General features: G+C 44.5%; 29 protein-coding genes and 2 tRNA genes. 13 read left to right on the top strand and 18 right to left on the bottom strand.

Annotated elements, in window-relative coordinates:
- Entirely contained in the window at positions 1-171 is a 171-nt protein-coding gene (locus tag LNL84_RS06425; RefSeq protein ID WP_244356015.1) for a hypothetical protein, read from the top strand.
- Between the two features lie 167 nt (positions 172-338).
- Here LNL84_RS06425 and LNL84_RS06420 read toward each other — a convergent pair.
- A tRNA-Val gene (locus LNL84_RS06420) sits at positions 339-415 on the bottom strand.
- Between the two features lie 37 nt (positions 416-452).
- Positions 453-529, bottom strand: a tRNA-Val gene (locus tag LNL84_RS06415).
- A gap of 340 nt (positions 530-869) precedes the next feature.
- Here LNL84_RS06415 and LNL84_RS06410 point away from each other — a divergent pair.
- Positions 870-1871, top strand: coding sequence for a GGDEF domain-containing protein (locus LNL84_RS06410; RefSeq protein WP_244356013.1), 1002 nt, complete (start codon positions 870-872; stop codon positions 1869-1871).
- Here LNL84_RS06410 and LNL84_RS06405 read toward each other — a convergent pair.
- Complete coding sequence (locus LNL84_RS06405) at positions 1864-2544, bottom strand: DUF2726 domain-containing protein (protein WP_244356011.1); 681 nt, start codon at positions 2542-2544, stop codon at positions 1864-1866. The genes LNL84_RS06410 and LNL84_RS06405 overlap by 8 nt on opposite strands.
- A 148-nt stretch (positions 2545-2692) precedes the next feature.
- Here LNL84_RS06405 and LNL84_RS06400 point away from each other — a divergent pair, with 148 nt between their 5' ends.
- Positions 2693-3205, top strand: coding sequence for a lipocalin family protein (locus LNL84_RS06400; RefSeq protein WP_244356009.1), 513 nt, complete (start codon positions 2693-2695; stop codon positions 3203-3205).
- A gap of 5 nt (positions 3206-3210) precedes the next feature.
- Here LNL84_RS06400 and LNL84_RS06395 read toward each other — a convergent pair whose 3' ends face one another.
- Entirely contained in the window at positions 3211-3972 is a 762-nt protein-coding gene (locus tag LNL84_RS06395; protein ID WP_244356609.1) for an MBL fold metallo-hydrolase, read from the bottom strand.
- 92 nt (positions 3973-4064) lie between these two features.
- Here LNL84_RS06395 and LNL84_RS06390 point away from each other — a divergent pair, with 92 nt between their 5' ends.
- A complete protein-coding gene (locus LNL84_RS06390; RefSeq protein WP_244356006.1) occupies positions 4065-4781 on the top strand; it encodes a glycerophosphodiester phosphodiesterase family protein in 717 nt (238 codons plus the stop codon).
- Here LNL84_RS06390 and LNL84_RS06385 read toward each other — a convergent pair.
- Complete coding sequence (locus LNL84_RS06385) at positions 4768-5682, bottom strand: LysR family transcriptional regulator (protein ID WP_244356003.1); 915 nt, start codon at positions 5680-5682, stop codon at positions 4768-4770. The genes LNL84_RS06390 and LNL84_RS06385 overlap by 14 nt on opposite strands.
- A gap of 93 nt (positions 5683-5775) precedes the next feature.
- Here LNL84_RS06385 and LNL84_RS06380 point away from each other — a divergent pair, with 93 nt between their 5' ends.
- Together LNL84_RS06380 and LNL84_RS06375 are read left to right on the top strand one after the other, a co-directional pair.
- The gene (locus LNL84_RS06380; RefSeq protein ID WP_244356000.1) at positions 5776-6723 is read left to right on the top strand and encodes a DMT family transporter; all 948 of its coding nucleotides are present in this window, start codon (positions 5776-5778) and stop codon (positions 6721-6723) included.
- Between the two features lie 144 nt (positions 6724-6867).
- Positions 6868-7974: a M20/M25/M40 family metallo-hydrolase gene (locus tag LNL84_RS06375; RefSeq protein WP_244355997.1), complete on the top strand. Its 1107-nt coding sequence runs from the start codon at positions 6868-6870 to the stop codon at positions 7972-7974.
- Between the two features lie 112 nt (positions 7975-8086).
- Here the strand turns inward: LNL84_RS06375 and LNL84_RS06370 are convergent, their stop codons facing one another.
- Genes LNL84_RS06370 through LNL84_RS06360 form a run of 3 tightly spaced genes read right to left on the bottom strand, consistent with a single transcriptional unit; the run spans position 8087 to position 9264 of the window.
- Positions 8087-8419: a ribosome recycling factor family protein gene (locus LNL84_RS06370; RefSeq protein ID WP_341829452.1), complete on the bottom strand. Its 333-nt coding sequence runs from the start codon at positions 8417-8419 to the stop codon at positions 8087-8089.
- Positions 8419-8856 (bottom strand): DUF3859 domain-containing protein, encoded by a 438-nt coding sequence (locus LNL84_RS06365; protein ID WP_244355995.1) that lies wholly within the window; start codon positions 8854-8856, stop codon positions 8419-8421. The genes LNL84_RS06370 and LNL84_RS06365 overlap by 1 nt, the downstream gene beginning before the upstream one ends.
- A 39-nt stretch (positions 8857-8895) precedes the next feature.
- Entirely contained in the window at positions 8896-9264 is a 369-nt protein-coding gene (locus LNL84_RS06360) for an AAA family ATPase (RefSeq protein ID WP_244355993.1), read from the bottom strand.
- A gap of 247 nt (positions 9265-9511) precedes the next feature.
- Between LNL84_RS06360 and metA the strand changes: the two genes are divergently transcribed.
- Positions 9512-10453, top strand: coding sequence for a homoserine O-acetyltransferase MetA (gene metA, locus LNL84_RS06355; RefSeq protein ID WP_244355991.1), 942 nt, complete (start codon positions 9512-9514; stop codon positions 10451-10453).
- Between the two features lie 129 nt (positions 10454-10582).
- Here the strand turns inward: metA and LNL84_RS06350 are convergent, their stop codons facing one another.
- Together LNL84_RS06350 and LNL84_RS06345 are read right to left on the bottom strand one after the other, a co-directional pair.
- Entirely contained in the window at positions 10583-10834 is a 252-nt protein-coding gene (locus tag LNL84_RS06350) for a DUF3081 domain-containing protein (protein WP_244355989.1), read from the bottom strand.
- A gap of 97 nt (positions 10835-10931) precedes the next feature.
- Entirely contained in the window at positions 10932-12620 is a 1689-nt protein-coding gene (locus tag LNL84_RS06345) for an AMP-binding protein (RefSeq protein WP_244355987.1), read from the bottom strand.
- 256 nt (positions 12621-12876) lie between these two features.
- On the opposite strand from LNL84_RS06345, the gene pilW reads away from it, so the two are divergent.
- Entirely contained in the window at positions 12877-13596 is a 720-nt protein-coding gene (pilW, locus tag LNL84_RS06340) for a type IV pilus biogenesis/stability protein PilW (RefSeq protein ID WP_244355985.1), read from the top strand.
- Here pilW and rlmF read toward each other — a convergent pair.
- Together rlmF and LNL84_RS06330 are read right to left on the bottom strand one after the other, a co-directional pair.
- Positions 13571-14638, bottom strand: coding sequence for a 23S rRNA (adenine(1618)-N(6))-methyltransferase RlmF (rlmF, locus tag LNL84_RS06335; RefSeq protein WP_244355983.1), 1068 nt, complete (start codon positions 14636-14638; stop codon positions 13571-13573). The genes pilW and rlmF overlap by 26 nt on opposite strands.
- Positions 14628-15140 carry a M48 metallopeptidase family protein gene (locus tag LNL84_RS06330; protein ID WP_244355981.1) on the bottom strand — a complete coding sequence of 171 codons (513 nt, stop codon included), beginning with the start codon at positions 15138-15140 and terminating at the stop codon, positions 14628-14630. The genes rlmF and LNL84_RS06330 overlap by 11 nt, the downstream gene beginning before the upstream one ends.
- 168 nt (positions 15141-15308) lie before the next feature.
- Between LNL84_RS06330 and LNL84_RS06325 the strand changes: the two genes are divergently transcribed.
- The gene (locus LNL84_RS06325; RefSeq protein ID WP_244355979.1) at positions 15309-15536 is read left to right on the top strand and encodes a glutaredoxin family protein; all 228 of its coding nucleotides are present in this window, start codon (positions 15309-15311) and stop codon (positions 15534-15536) included.
- Positions 15537-15543: 7 nt separating this feature from the next.
- Here the strand turns inward: LNL84_RS06325 and LNL84_RS06320 are convergent, their stop codons facing one another.
- Positions 15544-16425, bottom strand: coding sequence for a LysR family transcriptional regulator (locus LNL84_RS06320; protein WP_244355977.1), 882 nt, complete (start codon positions 16423-16425; stop codon positions 15544-15546).
- Positions 16426-16516: 91 nt separating this feature from the next.
- Here LNL84_RS06320 and LNL84_RS06315 point away from each other — a divergent pair, with 91 nt between their 5' ends.
- The 3 genes from LNL84_RS06315 to LNL84_RS06305 all read left to right on the top strand — a co-directional run bounded on the left by LNL84_RS06315 (position 16517) and on the right by LNL84_RS06305 (position 19385).
- Positions 16517-17725: an MFS transporter gene (locus LNL84_RS06315; protein WP_244355975.1), complete on the top strand. Its 1209-nt coding sequence runs from the start codon at positions 16517-16519 to the stop codon at positions 17723-17725.
- Between the two features lie 47 nt (positions 17726-17772).
- Positions 17773-18333 (top strand): DUF1415 domain-containing protein, encoded by a 561-nt coding sequence (locus LNL84_RS06310; protein WP_244355973.1) that lies wholly within the window; start codon positions 17773-17775, stop codon positions 18331-18333.
- A gap of 479 nt (positions 18334-18812) precedes the next feature.
- A complete protein-coding gene (locus LNL84_RS06305; protein WP_244355971.1) occupies positions 18813-19385 on the top strand; it encodes a nucleoside triphosphate pyrophosphohydrolase family protein in 573 nt (190 codons plus the stop codon).
- A gap of 125 nt (positions 19386-19510) precedes the next feature.
- Here the strand turns inward: LNL84_RS06305 and LNL84_RS06300 are convergent, their stop codons facing one another.
- Positions 19511-20206, bottom strand: coding sequence for an NAD(P)-dependent oxidoreductase (locus tag LNL84_RS06300; RefSeq protein ID WP_244355969.1), 696 nt, complete (start codon positions 20204-20206; stop codon positions 19511-19513).
- 121 nt (positions 20207-20327) lie between these two features.
- Here LNL84_RS06300 and LNL84_RS06295 point away from each other — a divergent pair, with 121 nt between their 5' ends.
- Positions 20328-21188: a LysR family transcriptional regulator gene (locus LNL84_RS06295; RefSeq protein WP_244355967.1), complete on the top strand. Its 861-nt coding sequence runs from the start codon at positions 20328-20330 to the stop codon at positions 21186-21188.
- Positions 21189-21318: 130 nt separating this feature from the next.
- Here LNL84_RS06295 and btuD read toward each other — a convergent pair whose 3' ends face one another.
- From btuD to LNL84_RS06275, 4 genes are all read right to left on the bottom strand, one after another.
- Entirely contained in the window at positions 21319-22083 is a 765-nt protein-coding gene (gene btuD, locus LNL84_RS06290; protein ID WP_244355965.1) for a vitamin B12 ABC transporter ATP-binding protein BtuD, read from the bottom strand.
- Positions 22070-23065 carry a vitamin B12 ABC transporter permease BtuC gene (gene btuC / locus LNL84_RS06285; RefSeq protein ID WP_244355963.1) on the bottom strand — a complete coding sequence of 332 codons (996 nt, stop codon included), beginning with the start codon at positions 23063-23065 and terminating at the stop codon, positions 22070-22072. Before btuC ends, btuD begins: the two co-directional genes overlap by 14 nt.
- Positions 23066-23169: 104 nt before the next feature.
- Positions 23170-23409, bottom strand: a complete 240-nt coding sequence (locus tag LNL84_RS06280) for a hypothetical protein (protein WP_244355961.1) — start codon at positions 23407-23409, stop codon at positions 23170-23172.
- A 565-nt stretch (positions 23410-23974) separates the two neighbouring features.
- Positions 23975-24730 carry an iron ABC transporter ATP-binding protein gene (locus LNL84_RS06275; RefSeq protein ID WP_244355959.1) on the bottom strand — a complete coding sequence of 252 codons (756 nt, stop codon included), beginning with the start codon at positions 24728-24730 and terminating at the stop codon, positions 23975-23977.
- Positions 24731-24737: the final 7 nt, after the last annotated feature.

The raw sequence follows: 24737 nt of genomic DNA, 5'->3' as shown, positions 1-24737 counted from the left end.
ATGAGACACATTATCGAAATGCAAACTGTAAACCTGTCGTCCTGCGAGCTCATTTATTCTTTTTGGTCAGACGGCATCGTTGAAAAAGCCATTACTAGAAATAAGCGTGTTGTCTTTTATGACGCAAGACGACACGCTCTAAAGCAAGATGAAGAAACTGAAGACGCCTGATTTTCGAAACACAACTGAATTCGGTGAGTGACTTTTATTGCAACATTGACGGAGTTAGAAGAATTAGAAAGTGGTACATTACCAAATGACGTGGAGCTTGAAATTCGGAAAACTGGAAAACCCCAGATACAACAAAGCCCGCTAAAAAGCGGGCTTTATCGAAAATTTGGTGGGTCCGGGCGAACTCGAATCGCCGACCCCCGCCATGTCAAGGCGGTACTCTAACCAACTGAGCTACGGACCCAAATTTTTGTTCCAATGAATATTTATTCAAGTGACGATGGTGGGTCCGGGCGAACTCGAATCGCCGACCCCCGCCATGTCAAGGCGGTACTCTAACCAACTGAGCTACGGACCCATCGTCTTGGAACGAGAGGGATATTAACGAGAGTTAGTACACGGTGCAAGTAGAAATTTATGCTTTTGATATCGTTTGCTCTATATCTCGACAATTTGACGTTTTTTTATTCTTAAAGAAGCTATCAATTTGAAGCAACTCACATTTCCATTCCTCGCATAGTTCAATACAAATTTGGCCGTCGGCTAGTTAACGGAAACTTTGACCATTTTTGCGTTCCACTACAAAGATTATCCTGCCTATGTGGATTGATGTATGCACCCAAAAGAATAACAATAAATTGTTTATAAAATAAAGGTGGCTCCTTATTAGCATCGATATCCGCGCATTTGACTGTTCCATGAGAATTAAAACTCGTCTACTCGCTGGGCTAACCATGCCACTAGGGATGATTTCTCTTACGCTTGCGCTCTACAGTATACACATACAACATGCCTACACCTTAGCGACGCTTGAGGTCGCTTACAGTGCTTATTCGTTTTACCTCTACAGACGCGCCTCTCGTTACCAACAAACGAATATACAGACCCTAAGTTATGTGTATTTTTTGATTTTCATTGTTGCCTATAGTACTCGCACCAATCCCATTTATGACGGTATCCTCTTCTGGTCATTCCTATTGCCTATCATTTTTTATCTGTTAGTCGGTACAAAACAAGGATCGATAGCGACCGGCATTACCTTTCTGTTGCAGTTGACGGCTATTTTCTCTGTCGAAGAAAAATATTCTGAATTTCTCGAGCCTCTGACCATCAACTTCATCGCGTGCTTTATAAGTGTGTGGATCGCTTCGCACCTGTATGAGTTCCACCGAGAAAATACTGAGAACTCTCTGCAAATTCTCGCTTCCAAAGACACGCTGACTAACTGCTACAACCGTTTGGCGTTGATTCGCAGCTTTAACCAACACAATTCTACCCCTACTCACTATACCTCGAGCCTTATGCTGTTGGATTTGGACTTTTTTAAGCACATCAACGATGAATTTGGTCATTCGATTGGCGATGCACTGCTTGTTGAAGTCGCCAAGTTGCTTCAGTCTGAGGTTGGTGAAGACAACGTCTTTCGAGTTGGCGGTGAAGAGTTTTGTGTGGTGTTGTTTGGCACGCAATTGTTTCGAGCCGTCGACATTGCAGAAAATATTCGTCTAAAGATCGAAAAGCTCTCTTTCTTAGAAATGGGGGAAGAGGTAAAAATCACTGCCAGTATCGGTGCCTGCAGTTTTCATTGCGACACCTCATTAAACGACATTCTTAAATGCGCGGACGCGCAACTTTATCAAGCTAAAGACAGGGGTAGAAACAACATCAAAAGCACATTGGGTTACCCGAAGGCTATATAGCGCGGTGGCTTTCTTGCTCTTCCTCATCAAATACCACGTTGTAGTTTTCGGTATATTGACATGCAGGTAAACGACTGCAGGTGAAGAAACGTACACCTTTAAACTCACCTTGATTAGCGACTTTAATGATCATGGGGCTTCCGCATTTTTTACAAAAACGCACTTCTTTTGCCGGCTCAATAAGATCAATGTGTGTGGCAAGAAGACGGCGCAACTTACCAACTTGGTAGCTCATTTTTACTGACGCGCCAATAAGAGGAAGTCCGGCTGATTTGCACACTTGCATGATGAGTTTTTGACGCTCTACTTTTCCTTTGTGCAATGGCTTTCCGTCGTCGTACTCAATCACAACGCGAGGCTGAAGCGTACGAGGATCACACACAACAAAGTCGAAATAGCTTTTCGCTATTAGGTTATTGGCGATAAACCGTTGCTTCTTATTGGTGATTTTCTCAGGAGTAATCACGCTCGACATATTCACACGACACAGAATAATGCCCTGATCGGACACCGCTTCCTTTAAAGCATTAAAAAAAGCGGTTTGAGGAGAATTAAGTATCGGGCCTTTGATCTTAAACTCATAATTTCTCGTATTTTCTTGTGTAAACAAGTACCTTTGAGAAACGTAGAACAAACCAATCAACGCGATAACGATAATGAAGATTTCGATCATATTAAGCTGCGAGTATTTATACTAATTATCAAAAGCTTATTCCTTAAATCGTGATGACGCAAGAAGTACAGTCAATGGTTGCCAAGCTTATCTCTCATTAAAGCTACGCTTTAGCGAAAAGAAAGCTTCCCAATAAAAAGGATACACAATGAAGAAGCTCGCCTACCTACTCTGTTTACCACTGATATTGATTGGCTGCACTGGCATACCAGACGGTGTCAAACCAATAAATAATTTTGCCTTAGATCGCTATCTTGGCACCTGGTACGAAATCGCGCGGCTAGACCATAGCTTTGAACGTGGTCTTGTGCAGGTGTCAGCACAATATTCGATGAATGACGATGGAAGCGTCAAAGTGATAAATCGAGGCAGGGATCAAGACACACAACAATGGCAAGAAGCAATAGGCAAAGCCAAATTTGTCGGCGAACCGAGTACAGCGCACTTGAAAGTGTCTTTTTTTGGTCCCTTTTACGGCAGCTACATTGTTTTCTACCTAGAAGATGACTATTCATCGGCATTGGTGAGTGGCCCGAACAAGGAGTACTTTTGGATCTTGTCACGCAGCAAAAGCATCCCCACGCAACAACTAAACGAGTACATTGCCATCGCTAACGATGCGGGTTTCAACACCAGTAAACTGATATTTCCGACACAGTAGCGAAGTCAATGACGCAAAAATATTGAGCGTGTGAGTTTCTTAAGTTTGATTTTAACAACACGCCAGTGAGTCACGGGCCTTCTTGGTGCCGTATTGAGCAAGTGGGTTTTCGCTTCATAAGTGAAGTTCGCCTGCCCTTTGTGAGCGAGCAGCAACGTATCCACATTCAAATCATAAATCCGTTCCACTGATTTCCTGTATTGATTGGGATAAAACACCGGGAAAGGCGCGACAAGGCGCTTTTTTACTTCAACCATTAAGTCCGCCACATACACAATAGATTCTTTGGCGTTGTAAACTGAAATGTCTCTGTCTGTGTGGCCAGGTGTTTCTATTACGCGCCAATCATCAAAATTTGGAATCGTTTGCTCATCCGTCAACATGAGATCTGGCTTGAGAACCTTGCTGTACCAGAGGTTTTTCTTCGCTTTTCCCATACGCATTGCCATCCATAATGCAAGCATCACATCGGCTAGATGCATTAAAAGCCCGTCCAATCCCGAATACCAAGCTGTATCACTGTGAGAAGCCACGACATTGCAGCCTGTGATACTTCTCAGTCGATGGGCAGCCCCCGCATGATCAGGGTGCATGTGCGTCACTACAACCGTTTTGAGGTCAGTAATAGGACGCCCAAGCTCGTTACGGATGAATCGCAGAATCACTCCTACATCGGCGCGGCTTGCGCCATCTAACAAAAGTAATTTGTCGCTATATTCGACAAGATATATTTGTTGTATATATCCTTGTATATTATGAAGTTTCATTTCACTGGTCAGACGTGTATTTGGTACTAACATAGCGACACGTTAACAAAATTGCAACACTGTTATTAACTCATTTAATGGTGAAAAGTTTGATGAATTTACAAATTGTCGGCCACAGAGGCGTCGCGGGCCATTGCCCAGAAAACACCATGAGCAGCTTTCTTAAAGCAAAGGACATTGGTTTGAAATGGGTTGAGTTAGACGTACAACCCACTAAAGATGGTGTCTTGGTCGTTTGCCACGATCACACTGTTGAGCGCTGTAGTAATGGCAAAGGACGAGTCGATCAGCTCACCCTGTCTGAGTTAAAGCTACTTGATTTTGGTCGCTGGAAAGGCATTGAGTTCAAAGGGGAGCGTATTATTACCCTAACGGACTTGCTAGACTTCGCGCTAATCGCTGATCTTTCTCTTAATATTGAGGTCAAGATCGACAAGTACCATAACGCCGATTTTGTCGCCGATTTATTGGCAGACGCACTACGCCAACACCCGATCAACAAACAGAAGATTATCTTATCCAGTTTCAGCCAGGAAATGACGCTAGCATTATCAAAAAAGAGCCTTGATACAAAGCTTGGTGTGCTCACCTCTCGGGTAACAAGAAAAACACTGCGTACAATCGACAAGGTCAACGCATTTAGCTGCCACGCAAACTTTCGCTGGCTAAGCGCAAGAACCATCAAAGCACTACGAGAAAAAGGTGTTCAGATTTGGTGCTTTACCGTTAACAACCCAAAATCATTTAAGTATCTCAAAGACGTTGATGGAATATTTACCGACTACCCAGAGAAATTCACTGCTCGCTAAAGGCCTTCACCATATAGTCGATGAATACTCGCCTGCGCGCAGGCATGTATTTTGTCTGAGGGAATTGCATAACCACCTCACCTTGATAGGCCGCTTTCAGTTGCCACTCTGGCAATACCTCTATCACTTCGGCATTCAACAGAGCGTCTTTTGCGACAAAATCAGGAAATACTCCGATACCCATCCCTTGTTTAACCGCATCGAGGCGCATTTCCGAATGATTGACGCTGTAACGCCCGTCAACCCTAACTTTCACTACGGTATTCGCTTTCATGAAAGTCCACAAATTATCGTCGACATGCTCACCTAGATAAAGACATTGATGTTCAGACAGTTCACTGGGAGAAAAAGGAATACCGTGACTTCGTAAATAGTCTTTACTCGCACACAACACAGATTGAATAGGACCGAGTTTTTTTGCTACCAAGTTGTCGCGAGGTGAATGAGTCAGCTCAAAAAAAACATCAATTTCATCTCTAATTGGATCAACGTAGCTGTCTGTCACCATAACTTTCAGCTTGGTTTTAGGAAATTGCTTGAGAAATGGGACAAACAAAGGCTCGAGGACTTGCTTGCTAAACGCTTTTGGTGCTGCCACGCGGATTTCACCAATTGCCTCAGCTTTTTCTAGATCAGTAATACTGGCAATTTCATGGGCCGATGCCATCATTTTTACGCTTAGTTCGTAAACGGCCTTGCCCACTTCAGTCATGACTTGTCGCCGAGTGGTCCTCTCTAGCAAGTCTACGTTCAAGGCAGCTTCAAGTCTGCTCACTTGTCGACTGACTCCTGAAGGCGTAATCCCCATTGTTTGGGCCGCGACCGTAAAGCTACCCGATTCAACTACCGTTACAAACGCAGCAATATCAGGCAGTAAAGCAACCAGCCTATTTGTGTCCATGAGTCACAATTCCTATGATATTTGGGGTGATTATCACCTTGTTTATATAAGTTAACATACCACTCATCACATATACTCATAAAATTATTAACTATGAAAGATACCTTAAATATATGCTATGGCACGCACAAAAAGATCGCGATCATCTTGCTCGTACTGGTTGCCATCTTATGGGGGAGCAGCTATTCCACAGCCAAATTTGTGCTCTCTGCAATACCGGTTGATATTTTTCTCACCATCCGTTTTGTTCTCGCCACCGTGTTTTTTCTTCTTTTTATGGCGGTTCGTACCGACGCAGCCAATGCGCTTAGAAGTCTATTTTACGCTACGTCAAAAGGTTATCTTACTGGCATAATTTTGACCGTTATTTTCGTATTCGAAACATTAGGAATCTACTACTCTCAGGCAAGTGAAGCCGCAGTACTGATTAGCATGTGTATCGTGTTTACCCCGATCATTGAGTTTTTCGTCTTAAAAACGAAACAATCACCAAGATTCGTTATCTATTTATTATTGTCTTTAACTGGGGTGGTGTTCGTCTGTGAAAGCAAAATACTTCATTTTGAAATGAGTATAGGTGCCTTCTTTATTCTGATTGCGGCACTGGCGCGGGCTTGTATGATGGTGGTTTGTCGCAAAGTATTACTTGATGAATCGGTCAACGTAACATCACTTACCATCGTTCAATTATTTACCGTTGGCCTCGCCTCGGTAATCTGGTGTCTATTCAACTACTCAGTGAACGACATAATGCCAACGGTCTTGCTTCTACAACCGTTTCACTGGCTAAGCATTATCTACCTCGTCGTTTTTTGTACCTTAGTCGCCTTTTTTGCTCAAAACTACGCAGTTCAGTCGATCAGTGCAACGCAGTCAACCGCCATACTAGGTAGCGAACCAATATTTGGGATCTTATTTTCAGTGTGGCTTCTCAATGAAACTCTCACGCCCTGGCAAGTGCTGGGCGCAACTCTTATTTTGATCGCAACCTACAAGATTATGCAGCCCACAGAGCCTATTAGTCAGCAAGCAACAGGCTAATAATCGCCCAAACTACATCAATAGGTGTCGAATTTTTGTCAAATCACCAGCAAAGCCGACACTTTTATTGATTTACCTCAGGTCTAGCACGTGAACGACGAGTGTAGAGTGTCCGCATCCTGTTACACAACGTGAAGCACTCCTATGACACATGTAAATACTGACCGTTTGATCAACCACTTTTTTGACCTTGTAAAAATTGACAGTGAATCTGGCAACGAAAAGGCGATTGCAGAAGCTATCGCAGAACAGCTTGGTGAACTTGGCTTTGCCGTCAGAAAATTGCCTGTCCCTGAACAATACACCAATGGCTTTAACGTCTACGGCCGCCTTGAAGGTTCTTTAGAAGGTAGTATTGTGTTCAGTGCACACATGGATACCGTCACACCAGGGATCGGCATCGAACCGATTATTGAAGATGGCATCATTCGCTCAAAAGGCGACACTATTTTAGGTGGTGACGACAAATCGGGTATTGCGGCTGTAATGGAAGCAGTACGTTGCCTAAAAGATCACAACATGGCTCACAAGAGCATTGAAGTGGCTTTTACAGTGCACGAAGAAGGCGGTTTGTTTGGTTCTGAATATTTTGACATGTCTTTTATTCAATCCGAAAAAGCGATTGTTTTAGACACGGGCGGCCCAATCGGTACTATCGTCACTGGAGCTCCTGGCCAACAAAAAATTGTTGCCAAGATCACCGGAAAACCAGCGCACGCAGGTGTGGCTCCAGAAGAAGGCATCAGTGCAGCAAGTGTTGCAGCCGACGCCATCGCCAACATGAATCTATTACGTATCGACGAAGAAACCACCGCTAACATTGGTATGATGAACGGTGGCCAGGCAACGAATATCGTGATGCCTGAATTGACCGTAGTAGCAGAGGCTCGCTCACTCAATAGTGAAAAACTGACCGCGCAGGTTAACCACATGATCGAAACTTTCGAAGCCTCAGCCACTAAGTTTGGTGCCCGAGTCGAGATTGAATCAACACGTGCCTACGATGCCTTCGTTATTGCCGAAGACGATATTCATGTTGTTGAAGTAAAACAGGCATTCTCCACACTAGGCATCAATGCGACAACCCAACACACTGGTGGTGGTAGTGATGCGAATAACTTCAACAAAAATGGTTTAACGACTGTCAACCTATCGACGGGTATGGCTAAAGTTCATACAACAGAAGAGTTCATTGCTGTTGATGACATGGTCAAAATCACAGAATTCGTAATTACCTACCTTAGCGAATAAGATCTCACTAGCGTATTTTAATTCACATATTACTAATATTAAAAATGCCATTGCACTGCAATGGCATTTTTCTTTTTATATTAGGCGGTTACTTTACTGGATCGCCAACGTTCTATAAACCTTCAAACTCATCAATGGCCTTACGCGCCTCGACCATAGTACAGCCCGACTCTTGAATTAGTTGCGTCAGAGTGATCTCTGGATAGCGCTCTAGAAGCTCCTGAATCGGTGATTTATATCCACTCAACGCTTTATCTACCGCCACTGAGATCCAACCGACATTAGCGCTAAACGCGAAGTGTTCTAACTGCTTTTTAGTGCCACTTAACAACCAATTACGTGATCGCCGAATGCGTTTTAGCTGGCAGCCACTATCGAATGCCATTTGCAGCACCATAGATTTGTCTTCTATTCGATGCACAAAGCTATTTAGACGTATAGAAATTAAAAACCGCGACGTTTCCAAAACTGCCCTTCATCCCTTGCAACGACTTTGAATGTTTTCTCAGCAATCACTTTTCCCTGTAATTCAATGAACATGCGCCAATCCCCCATATTACTGTCTAATCCATTAGTCGGGCAAAGCAGTTGAATCGTATCACCTAAGTAAAAGTCCCAATCATTACTACCAACATGTTCTTCACCTTCAAACGGTGCAAGGGGTTGGCCTTTTTTACTCAACACTCCGGGATGCTCTATACAGTAGCGGATCGTCTCACCTTTTGCCTTTTTAATATTGACGATAAACCCAAACTCAATATCAATGTCGGCAGGGACTTGAGTGGTGAAGTCCTGTATCTTGGGTAAATCTTTTGAGCGAGAGTCCCACGTGGTGTAGATACCATAAGAGCTCATTTCGACGATGGGAGAACGTTTTGCCATATTACTATCTGTCGTTAATCAAACTGTTTTAAGTATACCCTATTCCTGCCACCTCCGGCGCATTCTCGCAATAACTTCTGGGCTAACACCATGAATATTTTGATATTCCCCTTTACACGTTATCACTTTTAGCTCTGCACCAAAGCGCTGGGCAATCCTTTGATAGGCTTTCATTTCCCAACGTCGCACAAAGGTATTGGCGACAACGACATCTTCGCCCAAAGAAAGCCATTGTTCGGTACGCTGCTGGCACCAGCGGTGCGCCTGTTCTAATTGAGAAACATCAAAGATATAGTCACCATTTTCATGGACAAAATACATATCAGCTTCAACGTGGTGAGCTGACAATGTTTTGGCAAGAGTCGACTTTCCCGATCCCGGCAGTCCGCGTATAAGCGTTAACTTCAATTGATTGGTTCCTTCACTTTCTCTGTAAGCGCATTATACCTTAAGCTTCACGGCGTATTCATTCATCTATGCAATAATTACATTTAGCCACTTAATTATCCTCAATACGACTCGATGACTTTTGGCGGTTAAATAAAGAAACAGCGCCGACCAAGTCATTTGACTATCGACAAACGAAGCTGATTCAGTTAAGTTTGGATGTATAGACGTCCAGATGACGAGTTTGAATACGCTTAGGGAGTAAGCCGTGCCAATCAAAATCCCAGATCAATTACCTGCATCCGATGTATTGAGAGAAGAAAACATTTTCGTGATGCCTGAATCTCGTGCGTCCACTCAGGAGATCAGACCGCTCAAGGTTCTTATTCTTAATCTGATGCCTAAAAAAATTGAAACTGAAACGCAGTTTCTCAGGCTCCTGTCCAACAGCCCCCTGCAGATCGACGTAGAACTACTGCGTATTGATGATCGACCGAGTAAAAACACGCCAACAGAGCATTTGGATAATTTTTATCGCCAATTTGATATGGTGAAAAAGCGCAATTTTGATGGGCTCATCATCACAGGCGCTCCGCTTGGCCTAGTTCAATTTGAAGACGTGATTTATTGGGATCACCTACAAACCATTATGAACTGGGCAAGTAAACACGTCACCTCTACTCTGTATGTGTGCTGGGCAGCACAAGCTGGATTGAAATTACTGTTTGATTTGCCTAAGCGTACTCGAAAAGAAAAGCTATCCGGTGTCTATCAACACTCGATTCACCAACCATATCACCCTATTTTACGTGGGTTTGACGACTCTTTTTGGGCGCCTCATTCTCGCTATGCTGATTTTTCACCAGAGTTTTTACAAGAGCACACAGATCTCGATATTCTTGCAACATCGGACATGGCAGGCGTTTATCTGGCAAGCACCAAAGACAAGCGAAATGTTTTTGTCACGGGTCATCCAGAGTACGATGCACTAACGCTTCATAGTGAATACGTAAGAGATCTAGGAGAAGGCATGGAGCCAGCAATCCCGATTAATTACTACCCTAACGACAACCCGGACAATCAACCTGTTGCAAGCTGGAGAAGCCATGGCCACCTCCTTTTCTCAAACTGGCTGAACTACTGTGTTTATCAACAAACGCCGTACGATTTGGAACACTTCAGCGAAGAAAACTTCACTAAAGACGACTAAACGAATTAGAACAATTCGAACTCAAGTGCCCTATTTAATAGGGCGCTTTGCAACTGGAAACCACCCTTCCACTATCAACTTCTCGCCGCTCCAGGAAGCTATCTCGCTAACACGCGATTTTCTGACTGGTTATTTCGCTAAGAAAGCGACTTTTTTCAGAAAGCTGTCTCTTAGGTGCTCTTGGTCATACTCTAAATGGTAAGTATTATGGAACCCCACTTTGAGCTCTACACCATTACCTCTCATGTAGACGTTGTAGCCATCATAATCAGAGAAAGCCTCAACCCCCTCATAGATTTTGCCATGCTCTGTTGGTGTACCGTGCGCCATAATGTTGTCGTATGCCTGCAGTACTTTGCCAGGGTCTAGTTCATTTTTCATAACAGCGACTCCTTTATAATTAGGTAAATAAAAGCCACACATAGAGTGTGGCTTAGAGTTTCCAAAACCGCCAAGTTATGGCTTAAATATCGTGACGCTACGAAGGTTCTTGCTCACGCAAAGCTCGACGCAAAATTTTCCCTACATTGGTTTTAGGCAGCTCATCCCTAAACTCAATGACGGTTGGCACTTTATACCCTGTTAAATGATGACGGCAGTGCTTCTTGACCTCGGCAGAACTTAGCGGCTCTTTTGCAACAACCACCAGCTTAACTCTTTCGCCTGCAACGTCGTCTGGTACACCGATGGCCGCTGCCTCTACAATTTTAGGATGAAGTGTCGCCACTTCTTCGATTTCCGTAGGGAACACGTTAAAGCCCGAAACCAAAATCATGTCTTTCTTGCGGTCTTCGATTTTGAAGACGCCATGCTCATCCATTCGGCCGATATCGCCAGAGTGTAGCCAGCCATCCTGGGTGAGAATCGCACGGCTTTCCGCATCTTGTTTCCAGTAGCCTTTCATTACCTGATCGCCACGAATTTGAATTTCACCGATTTCACCCACACCCAGTGGTTCACCATTTTCATCGACGATTCGAAGCTCTGTACTAGGAAGTGGTACACCAATAGACGACACATAAGATTGCTGCGTATGGATACCACCAGCCACTACTGGCGAGCACTCTGTTAACCCATAGCCTTCAATAATAGGCATGCCGGTAATCTCTTGCCATTGGTCTGCAATGTGCTTTTGTGTGGCCATGCCACCCGCGATGGTAAACTCGGCATGAGAAAAATCGAGCTCTCTAAACTTGGCGTTGTTATTCAGGGCCGCAAACAAGGTATTGAGACCAAACATCATGGTAAATGGGTACTTGCTCAGGTCATTAACAAAGGTATCCAGATCCCTTGGGTTAGTGATCAACAAGTTGGTGCCGCCGGTGTACATGATCAACATCATGCTCACTGAATTGGCAAAAATATGGTACAGCGGTAATGGCGTCACTGCGTATTCTTTGTCTTTCAACATTCGAGGACCGAAATGCCCAAACACTTGAAGAACATTGGCAATAATATTTCGATGAGTCAGCATCGCTCCCTTCGCCAACCCAGTTGTTCCACCAGTGTATTGCAGGTACGCAATGTCTTCGCGCTCAATCACAGGCGGCGACAAGGTCATGCGCTTGCCATCAGTCAACGCTCTGCGCAGCGAAATAGCCCCAGGCAAGTGATACTTAGGCACCATCTTTTTGACGTACTTTACGACAAAGTTAACCAAAGTACGTTTGTGCGCCGCTAACTCATCGCCAATACTGGTTAATATAACGTGCTGCAAGCTTGTTTTGTCGATCACCTGCTGGAGGTTGTTACCAAAGTTAGTCACCGCGACGATGATAGTCGCGCCAGAATCGCGCAATTGATGCTGAAGTTCACGTGGCGTGTAAAGCGGGTTCACGTTCACCACAACTAAGCCCGCTTTAAGCGCACCAAGAATGGTAATGGGATATTGCAGTAAGTTTGGCATCATCAAGGCAATGCGATCGCCCTTTTTAGCCTTCAGCTCGCACTGCAAATAAGCCGCAAACGCGTCGCTTTTCTCTTTTAGCTCGGCAAAAGATAAAGAGTGCCCCATGTTTACGAAAGCCGTTTTGTCAGCGTACTTTTCAAATGTGTCACGAAACATCTCATTGATGTTTTGGTATTGGTCCACATCCACAAATTCCGGTACATCTTCTGGGTAGGTATTTAGCCAGGGTTTAGTTGTATTTTTGATGTTTTCTTGCATGTTCTTCAGCAGTTGTTAACGAATCCTCATCTACTTTATCGCATAGGAGAACAGTTATATAGATTTGAGTCATTGTTCTAATTTAAATGCGTGAACTATAACCAGCAATATTCAACAAAAGGAATCAACCGCTCATTTTTAACGCCATTCCCACACGCCTTTTATGAGCGTTGACTCGCATCACTTAACGCATTGGCTACCATCGTTCCCAGACAAAATTATCATAACGTCATGCACGGATTTTAGGATGAGATACATGAGAATAGTGAAGGCATTGTTTTGGATCGCGTTATTACCCGCCTGTACTAGCGTATATCAACCAGATAAAAGCCTTAGCAAAGACCCAGTCACCATGGCGGAAGCGAGAATCAAGCTTGGGGTTGGTTACTTACAGCAGCAACAGTTTATCAAAGCCCGTCAAAACTTTGAAAAAGCCCTGATACATGCGCCCGATTATTACCGTTCACAACTCTCTATGGCTTATTACTATGAGAAAGTGGGCGACAGCTCAAAAGCCGCTAATCATTACGATAAAGCACTTCGCGACAACCCAAAAAACGGAAATGTCTTGAATAACTACGGCACCTTTCTGTGCAAACAGGGAGACTACGAAAAAGCAGAACAGTTGTTTACCCTAGCCATAAATCAACCTTACTACTACCTTGTGTCTGCCAGTTACGAAAACGCTGGATTCTGCGCACTTAAAAACAAAAACATCGACAAGGCGCAACACTACTTTGAAAAGGCCATAGCGCACCAACCAATGAGGCCAAAATCTACATTGCAGTTAGCTGCTATAGAAATTCAGCAACAACACTACACACAAGCAAGAGTCCGCTTAATGCAATTTCACCAGCGCTACGGCTACACCTATTCGAGCTTGGTGCTAGCCGTTGATATAGAGAAAAAAACAGGAAACCAAACTCTAGAAAAGAAATATCGCGACTTACTTAAGAAAACACCGCGACCTTCTTAGCCAACTCACAACGCGCAAGCTTATCGTGAAAGGACCAAGCAACGAAACGGCTCTTTTTTTGACCTTGCGCCATCTCTTGAATGACGATGTCAACCGCGCCTATTTTTTCAAGTCGCTTTCTTAACGGTCGAATATTCTCTTTTTTAGAAATCAGCGTACTAAACCAAACCACATTGCTTGCCAGCCCCTGACTTTCATTGGCCATGTTTAACACAAAGGCTTCTTCGCCACCAGGACACCACAACTCGGCCTTCTGACCACCAAAATTCAGCCCTTTGGCGCCAATTGCCAGTTTCACACCTCGCTTGGAGCGATTGATGTTTAAGTTTTTCTGTTTTCGCTGTGTACCTTGCTGTGCATCTGCAAGCGATTTGTGAAATGGAGGGTTGCAGGTCGTAACGGTAAAGACCTCATCATCACCGATTATGCCTTTGAAGATTTGATTCGCATTGCCCTGCAAACGCAATTCAATCTTATCTTTTAGGCGTGCGTTGTTATCAGCAATCCACTGAGCAGCCTTAATTGAAATCGGGTCAACATCACTGCCAACGCAGCTCCAATCGTACTCAGTAGCGCCGATAATGGGATAAATGCAGTTCGCCCCCACACCAATATCGAGTGCTCTGACACTCTGATCGACTTTAAGCTCGAGATCGCGACTCACTAGATCGGCAATTCGGTGTATATAGTCAGCACGCCCCGGGATCGGTGGGCATAAAAAGCCCTCCGGGATCTGCCAATTTTCAATGCCATAATGGGCTTTTAGCAGAGCCTGGTTTAGCAAAGTCACCGCCTTGGGGTTGTCGAACGAAATCGTCTTATCGCCACGTGGGTTTTTAGTGACATATTGGGATAATTCTGGCAGCGCTACTACCAACTTATCAAAGTCATACTGGCCTTTGTGCTTGTTGCGCTTATGAAGCCCTTCTGCCGAGCGTTTTACGACCTGACTATTAGACTTTGCCGCAGGCTTCGAGCTGGCACGTTTCTGCGCCGAAGCCTGACGTAATTTCCCGTTGTTGGTGTTTGCTCTATTGGCCATGGTTTAACTCTTTGTAAATCATAAATAATCGAGCATCAAACTCAAGTTGGTGATAGTCAGGCTCCATATGGCAACACAGTTGATAAAAAGCCTTATCGTGCTCTTTTTCTTTAATATGCGCCAATTCGTGTACAACCAGCATTCTTAGCAAAGGTTCTGGAGCGTCTTTAAAGGTGCTTGCAATGCGTATTTCATTCTTAGATTTTAGCTTGCCACCGTGCACTCTAGAAACATAAGTGTGCAAACCCAATGCATTATTGATGAGGTGGATTTTACTGTCCCACAACACTTTAGAAATCGGCGCAGTTTTCTTCATGTAACGGTTTTTGATCGCTATCGTATATTCAAATAACGCCTTCTCGCTCTTGATTTGGTGGCGTTCACTATAGCGCTTGTCAAACCAGGGCTTAAAACGATCTTTTTCAATAAGCTCAGCAACTTGTTGGACAAGATTATTAGGATAGCCATTGATATAGCGAAGCACATCTTGGGGAGAATTCATTGTTGTTAACCGCACTGTGACAAAAACGAAAGGCGCAAAGTCTAGCGGAAATTACCCACTAAGTCTCGAATTTTACCTTGTCTGTTACCAATTGTGCTCGCCAAAAAGGGCTGCTATTTGCTAGTATCTGAGCCCCAGAAAATTGGTCAATAGTTAGGGTTACTCAAAATGAAACGTGTTGTGCTGTATGTAAAAGATAAATGCCCGCACTGTAAGGATGCTCAACGCTTCCTTGAAGAGAAAAAAATCCCATATCGTCTGTGCAACGCGAAAATGCAACGTGGCCGCAAAGAGCTTGATGCACTAGGCGCACGCAGCGTGCCTGTACTGAAAATTGGCGATCGAGTGATGATTGGCTGGAACCCGAAAAATTTCGAGAAAATCTACAAAGCCTAATGTCGTTCTAATTTTCCCTTGCTGAATACTGCTTTACGAAGTCGATAAACGTTTTGTCGGCTTGCGACAGGTACCCATCCTTGCGCCATGCCAAAGCCAAGTCGACGTAGACGGGTGGTTCAAACGGAACTCCGACCAAATCCGATTCATTATCGTTAACCAATTCAAGCAATGCGGTAATTGCAAATTCACGCTTTACAATGCTCAGTATCATGGGCAACAAATTGGTTTCAAAAGAAAATGAAGCTTGGTAACCACCCACCTTGCATACCTCATCGATAAAATCTCGGTGAAAGTAACCTGGCTTAAACATCACCAGTTCTTGCGAAAAGAAATCGTCAAAGCTCAACGCTTTTTTACTGGCATAGTCGTGCTGAGCGCCAACCACCGCGACCATTTGCGAGCGTAAAAGAGGGTCAACTTCGAGCTCCTTCGGCACATCGGTATTGCGAATCACGCCAAGGTCTATCTCGCCCGCCATTATCATAGCGCGGATATCTTGAGTGCCCGCCTCGACAACGGTCATTTTAAGATTGGGAAAACAAGACTTAAACGCCATCACGATTTCCGGAAAATAATACGATCCCATCATGCTGGGTGTTCCTAGCCGCACTTCGCCTTTCATTAAGCCTTTTAACTCATTCATCGCGAGTTTGGCATCATCCACTTGCCTCAGTATTTTCTGAGCATGAGGCAGTAAAGTTTTTCCTTCCTGGGTAAGCATCATTTGCCGATCTATTCGTTGGAACAGCGCTAAACCCAGCTGTTCTTCAAACTTTCGAATTGAAATACTCAGTGCTGGCTGAGCGATATTAAGACGCTTTGCCGCTTGCGTGACACTTTTCTCTTCGACGACGGCAACAAAATGATTAAGCTGGCGAATATTCATATATAAAAATTATATGGGGATGATTGATTTAATATATTTTATTAATTCACGACTTGCTGATAATTTGATCACATCACCAGGAGAAAACGCCATGATTGAATTTAATAGCATTCAGTACCAAAAAGTGACGTGGTCACTGGCCTTGGGGTCTTTTCTGGTCTTTTGCAATCTCTATGTTTTCCAACCCATTCTGCCGCAGATGGCCAATCACTTCTCGGTATCGGAAACCCAAATTAATTGGCTATTCGCTATTTCGACCTTGGCGCTTTCTGTCTTTCTGGTGCCATGGGCAATCACCTCTGAAACATTAGGGCGTCGCACGGTAATACTCATTGGTTTGTGGGCAATGCCGATCATTGGCACCGTGATGTTGGTTAGCGATGAGTTATGGACGCTCATCTTACTAAGGGGTCTAATGGGCATCGCACTAGCGGCGTTTGCAGCGGTTGCTGTCGCTTACATGGTAGAAGAATTAAGCCAAAAAGCATTTATGCAGGCCATTGGCGGGTATATCGCGGCAAATTCTTTGGGTGGCATCACTGGCCGTGTGCTGGGTGGGGTTATCAGCGATTTTTACAGCTGGCAAACCGCCGTTGCCGTCATTGCTGTGCTGACCTTCGCTGGCTGTATTTTTGTCACTTTACTGTTGCCCAAACAACGCCACTTCGTCCCAACATCTGGATTATTTTTCCATCATAATCGCGCGCTCATTCACCATCTCAATAATCCGATAGTGTGGTGTGCGATGTTGATTGGTGGGGTGAATTTCGCGCTGTTTGTTAATCTATACTCGGTGATGGGATTTAGACTGGTTTCACAGCCTCACTATCTGCCGGTATCACTGAGTGCGCTTATCTTTTTGTGCTACCTTGCTGGCACCGTTAGTTCAAAGTTTAGTGGGACTTGGAATAAACACTACTCCCCTATCGCAGGCATGATTACAGGTATTACGATCAGCTTTTTAGGGATGTTGATTTCTGCCATCGAATCCATCCCTGCAATGATATTCGGACTTTTGCTGATCAGTGCTGGTGCGTTCTTCGCTCACACTCTTGCTTATGCCTGGGTCAGTCAAAAAGTGACTCATGCAAAAGCAACGGCGACAGCATTGTATCTGGTTCATTACTACGTTGGCGGAAGCTTAGGCGGATTCTTTTTGCTGTATTGTTGGCAGTTGGGTCGATGGCCTTATGTTGTGTATGGCGCTAGCCTTCTCTATGCACTTCTGTATTTTCTATGTTGGAAACTTAATCGCTACCAGTCGCATCAAAGGTGTGCAGTACAAGCAAAGATGATTTAAAATGGGATAACTATCTCTTTTTTTCCTTTATTAGAAGTTGTTATTGGATGTCATCTCGTCAAGAAACTCAGAAAATCGAACAAACGGTACGCCAGTGGCTTAAAGATGTCGTCATTGGACTGAACCTGTGCCCCTTTGCAGCCAAGCCTGAACGTAATAACCAAATCAAAGTATTTGTCAGCCTAGCGAACAAAGAAGAAGGGCTTTTAGAAGACATTTTGGGCGAGTTGATGCTGCTTGATCAAACAGATGCCGCTGATCTTGAAACCACCTTGGTTGCCGTGCCTAATATGTTGCACGACTTTATGGACTACAACTTTTTTATCGATTGGGTTGAAGCCCTGATCAAGCAAAACAATTGGGATGGGGTCTATCAAGTTGCCACATTCCACCCCAATTACTGTTTTGGTGGAGCAGAGCCAGAAGATGATGAAAATCTAACAAACCGCTCACCCTATCCTGTGTTTCACTTGATCCGTGAAGCTAGCATGGAAAAAGTACTCAAGCACTACCCAAACCCTGAAGACATTCCAGACATTAATATAGAACGCGTTAGTGCCTTATCTGAAGATGAACGAAAGCAGCTATTCCCCTATCTCTTTATTTAAATAAGTCTGGCTTGCTGTTTAAGTGACTCTGGTTATAAGAGGGAAGTTGATTATCGACAGGGCAATGGCTCTCTATCGGGTCACAAGCAGGAAAAAAGGCCACCATTAAAAAATGGTGGCCTTTTTAGACGACGACTCGGGACCCTAATTCCGAAACGTCGTTTTCACAAAGCAGTAAACTGCTCTACGAAACCTTTTGGTCGCGACAATGGCTGTTGCTCAGCCTATCACCGTACAACCTAATCTCTCTTATATCATATGCATTTATTTTAAGCCCTTGAGCAGCTTAACTTTAAGCAATGTGCAACCGATAGCAAACACAGTTTAACGGAATCACATTCTTAATAGCAAGCCCCAATCAGCTTTCAATTCATTTGCTTTTATCTTGCTAAAATGAACATGAGAAACCCAGCTTCTTCTAGCTATACCCTCTTTCGTTTGATAGGATCCTTAACACCAAAAAATTGTGAAAGCTTGATATGAAACTCACTAAACTAGACCAAAATATTTTTGACCATCTGTACCGCGACATTACCGAATTCAGAACGACTTTCGATCTGCCTGTTGCGGCTCCTGAGACACTGGACGATAAAGCAGATACTCTGCACAGTTCTCTGGCTATTGAAGAGCTGACCGAACTGGCAGAAGCCGATTGCAAAGCAGAGCAAGCAGACGCGATCATCGATTCGGTTTATGTCCTGATGGGACGTTTGGTTCACTTAGGACATAGCAAGCTAGAAGACAATATCGCAATCAGCTATTTGATTGATTTGCTATTGCACGTTGCTGAAAACCGTCAAATCGATTTCATTCGTTGCTGGGATGAGATCCACTCTAGCAACATGAGCAAAGTATGCCGTAACGAGCAAGAATACGCAGACACAGAAGCATTCTACGCTAAGCAGGGCATCGAGCTAATGGCGGTACAAAAAGGCGAATACATTATTGCTAAGTGTGCAAAAGACTTCGTTTCTGAGGCAAAAACTATCCGTCAGGGTAAAGTTCTTAAATCTGTATACTATCGACCTGCGGATCTTGCTCCATTGGTTTAAGCCTTTATTAGCAAACATAAGCTTTGCCAACATAAGATGTGCTAACAAATAGAAAGCGCTCACCCTTAGCGCTAGCTCGATAGAAACTGGCTGGGAAGTCAGCCAGTTTTTTGTTATTAATTACCCTATCGAAATGCATGCGTATCGTACTTTTGAGCTGACTCCGTTTTACAGCCCACAATCGCGGGCGCCTTACCAACCAGCGCGTCGTTTTCGATTGCAGAGATCATAAATAACGCAAAATCCGTTCTGCGGGTTAGGTTACTTTCTAATACCTTGTCGCCCACATGATCACTACGCACCGGAAGTCCCTGACTCTCCCCTTCTTCCAAATCGCTACCACGAACCACAGTCCAGCGTCGAGTCGATGCAAATATCGTATTACATGCTCGAACTTGATCGTCTATATCTGCAATCCTTAAAGTTCGCAATACCACGCTAAGCAGCTTCACCATCACTTTAAATCGGCGACTAAACCTATCTTTACCGTCCAACGAAATATGCCAGCCACAAGAGAAAATGAGTCGCGCCTTGTCATCAGCATGATCCAACACCGCCTTTGCCGTATTGGTTGAATAATGCTTCACGCCCCAGGGCGCCAATACAACCAATACTGCCTCACAGCATCGTACGGCGTTTTTTATCACCTCAGTGTCGTCAGTATGCCCTGGGAATATCTGGATTTCTCTTTCAAAGGCGCGCAGCTTATGAACACTCTTGGCTCGGCAAACCGCATTAACCTGATAGCCACGATCAAGGGCATGTTGAACCATATATCGCCCTAGTTTCCCTGATGCTCCTACAATGCATATTTTTTTCATCCCTCATCCCTTATCGATATATAAATTGTGATTACATCTTAACCATGCAATAGTGAACTGTAATCAGTGATAAAGTGACTATTGATATGCGTAAATGCATGGTTAAAGGTGAGAGACTGGCATGAACTTTGATTGGAATAACGCCAAAGCGTTTCTAGCCACTGCGCAGCAAGGATCGTTTTCAGCGGCAGCAAAAACATTAGAGTTAACTCAGCCGACAGTCGGCCGGCAAGTCTCGGCGCTCGAAAAAGAGCTCAATGTCGCTTTGTTTGAACGAATTGGAAAAAAACTGCACCTCACCAAAGCGGGACAAGAGTTGTTAAAGCGCCTTGCGCCGATGAATGAAGCGGCGATTCAAGCCTCGCTAACGGCTCTTGGGCATTCAGAGGTCATTGAGGGCCGAGTAACGATCGCAGCCAGCCAAATTGATGCACTCTATCGCCTTCCTGCGATCATTGCCTTACTAAGACAGCAAGCGCCCAAAATCCAAATCGATGTTGTTGTGTCTAATGAAGTCAGTGACTTACAAAGGGGTGAAGCCGACATCGCCATTCGAAGCTTTCGCCCTACTCAGCCAGAACTCATTGCTAAAAAAATCAGGGATATTCCCGTTTGGCTGTATGGTAGTCGCCGTTATCTATCTGCCAGTAAGCAGTACTCGCTTTCTGCGCCGCCCGACTTCATCGGTTTTGATCGCTCCTCTATGGTCAGTAAACAACTTTCGCCCATTGGTTGGGATTTGCAACCCGAACATTTTCCAATCGCAACCATGTTTCAGCCTTTGCACATAGAATTGGCTAAGCACCACCTTGGCATTATCTTCTTGCCAGAAGACGTCGGCGAGCAACACGCCGATCTCATCAAAGCCTTTGAACTGATGGGAACCCCACTGACGCTTGAAATGTGGTTGGTTTGCCATCAAGAATTGCGCACCAATAAAAGAGTGAAAACGGTGTTTGAATGCCTAGCGCGTCACTTATAAGCCCAAAAGCCCAAGCTCTCAAATGGGAGGCGTCTCACGGGCAACACGCGGGTTTGAGTTAACGATTAAGAACGTCACTGAGCACCAACAGAATGTGATTAAATCAACATGCCATAACCCAAGTTATTGACTAGGGTGTGCCGTTGAACAATAACATTGGCTTGCCTTTAACTTCGGTCAATTCAACCTCGGCATCGTAGATGGTGCTTAGCACACCGGGAAGTAGCACCGCTGTTGGGGTTCCAGATGCGATGGCAACGCCTTTGTTTAATAAGATCACCTGATCAGCTTGATTTAACGTAACATTGAGATTGTGGTTGGCAACAACAACCGTCAACCCTTGTTTTGCTAATTGCGTAATCATTTGCTGAAGATATCGCTCCTGGCCAATATCGAGCGGTGCCGATGGTTCATCCAAAATGAGCAAACGTGAATACGGATTAAGCGCAGGCCAAACTTGCAAACACATGGCGGCGAGCCTTACCCGCTGCCATTCTCCACCCGATAGTTGATGGACCGTGCGATGCAAAAGCGTACTCACATTTAGCAATTGAGTCACCTCGCTTAATGTCGCATCGACTTGTTTGGCGTCTATATCGGGTAGATTTGGCACAGACATCGACAGAAAATGAAAGACCATCATATTGAATGCTGGGCGCTCACTCTGGCTCATATAGGCGCGCACCAGTGCCAGATCTGAGAGTGCCATATTACTCATAAGTTGATCGCCGAATAAGACATCACCTTTCGCAGACAACACCCCAGCCAGGGCTGACAGCAACGTACTTTTCCCGCTGCCATTAGGGCCAATGATATGAACGACTTGCCCTTTATCGCATTGAAAAGACATTGGCAACAGTCGATTTTCAACGCTCAGATCTTTAACGTGTATCATGACTTTTTACCAACATCCAAATAAACACAGGCGCGCCGATTGTTGTGGTCATCACCCCTAACGGAAGCTCCGCAGAATCAATCAAAGTGCGTGCAAATATATCGGCGAACACCAACAGTGTCGCTCCCGAAATCACTGACAGCGGCAACAAATAACGATTTTCACTGCCAAATGCCATCCGTAACAAATGCGGCACCACTAGACCAACAAAGCTAATCACTCCCCCAAGCGCCACAGAGCAACCTACCAACATTGAAATGGACAGAATAAGCTGCCAACGCAGCTTCTCAACATCAACACCCAATTGAAGGGCATGGATCTCGCCAACCATCAGTCGATCAAGTATTTTGCCTTGCAAGCACAGCCACACCAATACTGGCACCATAAACACGACCAACACATGTTGATACCAACTTACCCCACCAATGCTGCCCATTAACCAGTACATTAACTGTCGAATACTAAGATCATCGCTAAAGTAAAAAGCCCATGTCACTGCGGCGCTCGACAAAATACCAAGAGCAACCCCGACCAATAAAAGCCGAGTCGTCGTTAAACGCATTGCTTTGGCCATGCCAACAAGCAGTAAAGTAAACAATAGTGAGCCAGCTATCCCTGCTCCCATAAAGACCATAGGCGTGGCCGCGACAGGAAATAGGAATAAGACCGCAACCATTCCCAAACTGGCCCCGCCAGAAATCCCAAGCACACCGGGTTCGGCCAGCACATTCCCAAGCAATACTTGCAGCGCCGCTCCAGACAATGCGAGCGAGGCTCCAATCGCAATCGCAGCCAACAGGCGTGGCATACGCAGTTCAAAAAGCAGCTGAGACTCAAGGGCGTTCTTTGGTGAAAAAGGGTTGATAGTGATTTCACCGATAGACAGGTGAATCAGTGACAGCGTCAGCAATGCTAACGACATAGTGATAAGTACACGTCGCCAACGACGTGACTTTTGGGTAAGTAATTGATTAAATTCCATGGAAGAAAGGATAACAGTAACGAAATCAATCGCTACTGTTTTTTATGGTCAATCGACGATTTATCGCTTAAGAAGTTGGAGGTCAAGTGCGCCCTCTCGCGCACTTATTGAAATTCCTTGCCCTGATTGTCGATTTTTTTACTGCTACATTGGCGGCAGGTTAAAACGAGATCTTGTTCGTCGAGCTTTTTCAAAGCCATATCGGTGCTGCCACCAACAATCAAGGTTTCCCAAACAAACTTCCTAACACCACCCCAAAATGTATTGGGGTATTTGTCTTTTGCTTCTTGAAAATGTTTAGAATGGTCTGTGATATAACCACATGTATTGCAATGACTTTTCATCAAAACTCAGCCTCTATTGATGTGCGAAAAGCAAGACTATCGCAATCAAAGTGGTGTGAAAACACTCAATAAATATCTTGCACTTCTTGAGGTGAAAACCCAAAAGTTGACAAGTTATCTATCTGCCAGACGGTGCCCCAACGTTTGAATATCGCTGTGTGACATTAGCTTGTTTTCTTGCGAGGGCATAAATACAGACGGCTTTAACGGATAACTATCGCATAAATGGGGTAAACCAGCGTCTAACACCCTGATCCCAACCGTTCGGAAAACGTATGAATGTAGACTGGTTACTGTTGGAGAGAAGGAAATGCGTACCGTTTTAATGTCTACTGTTGTTATTTTTTCGGCAACCTTATTTTCTGGAAACGCTACAGCTTCTGGAGCCCCTAGCCTGCCCTGTTACGTTGATGGTAAACCCATTGGAACGGTTATTGTGACTGATTGCAAAAGGCAAGGTGGAACTGTTTCCAAAGATCGCGCTAAAAGATGATCGCTAACAAGAGTGTCGTCACACTTGAATCCGTTGAGTGACTGATTTCTTGTAGCGAGCTCATATTAGACACTAGTAGTAAAGGGAAATTCGGCTACCATCAATATTACGAACCATAAACGGGATTTCGTAGATCTCACTAAGCACTTCTTCTTGAATAACGTCATCAACATCGCCGCTCTTAATCACTTCACCCCGCTTCATCGCGACAATATTGTCCGAGTAACATGACGCAAAATTGATATCATGAATCACGATCACAACCGCTTTGTTGTGCTTATCCGCCAACTTTTTCAACGTACTCATAATATCGACCGAATGTTTAATATCGAGATTATTCAGTGGCTCATCGAGGAAAATGTAATCCGTATCCTGAGCAACAATCATAGCAATAAAGGCCATCTGGCGCTGCCCACCAGATAGTTGGTCAATGAAGCGATCTTGCAGTTTGGCGATATTTAAATGATACAGCGCCCGGTCAATTATTTGATTATCTTCATCGGTTAAACGGCCCTGTGAATATGGAAACCGACCAAACGCTACTAGCTCACGTACCGTAAAGCGCATATTGATATTGTTTGATTGGCGAAGAACAGATAAACGCTTTGCAAGATCAGCACTCTCCCACTGTTCCAGGGGCCTATCACCAATCACAACCGCACCAGCATCACTGTTGGTTAATCGGCTCGCCATTGACAACAGTGTACTCTTGCCCGCTCCATTCGGGCCAATAATGCTCGTTACCTGACCTAGTGGAAAAAGCGCGTCTGCATTTTTCACCACGTATTTATCGTCATATCGTTTGGTTAAACCACTAATTTTGATCACGCGTACA

This window comes from Vibrio gelatinilyticus (assembly GCF_022836845.1).
In the GTDB taxonomy this organism is placed as follows: Bacteria; Pseudomonadota; Gammaproteobacteria; order Enterobacterales; family Vibrionaceae; genus Vibrio; species Vibrio gelatinilyticus.
This window is presented reverse-complemented; position numbering and strand designations above follow the sequence as displayed.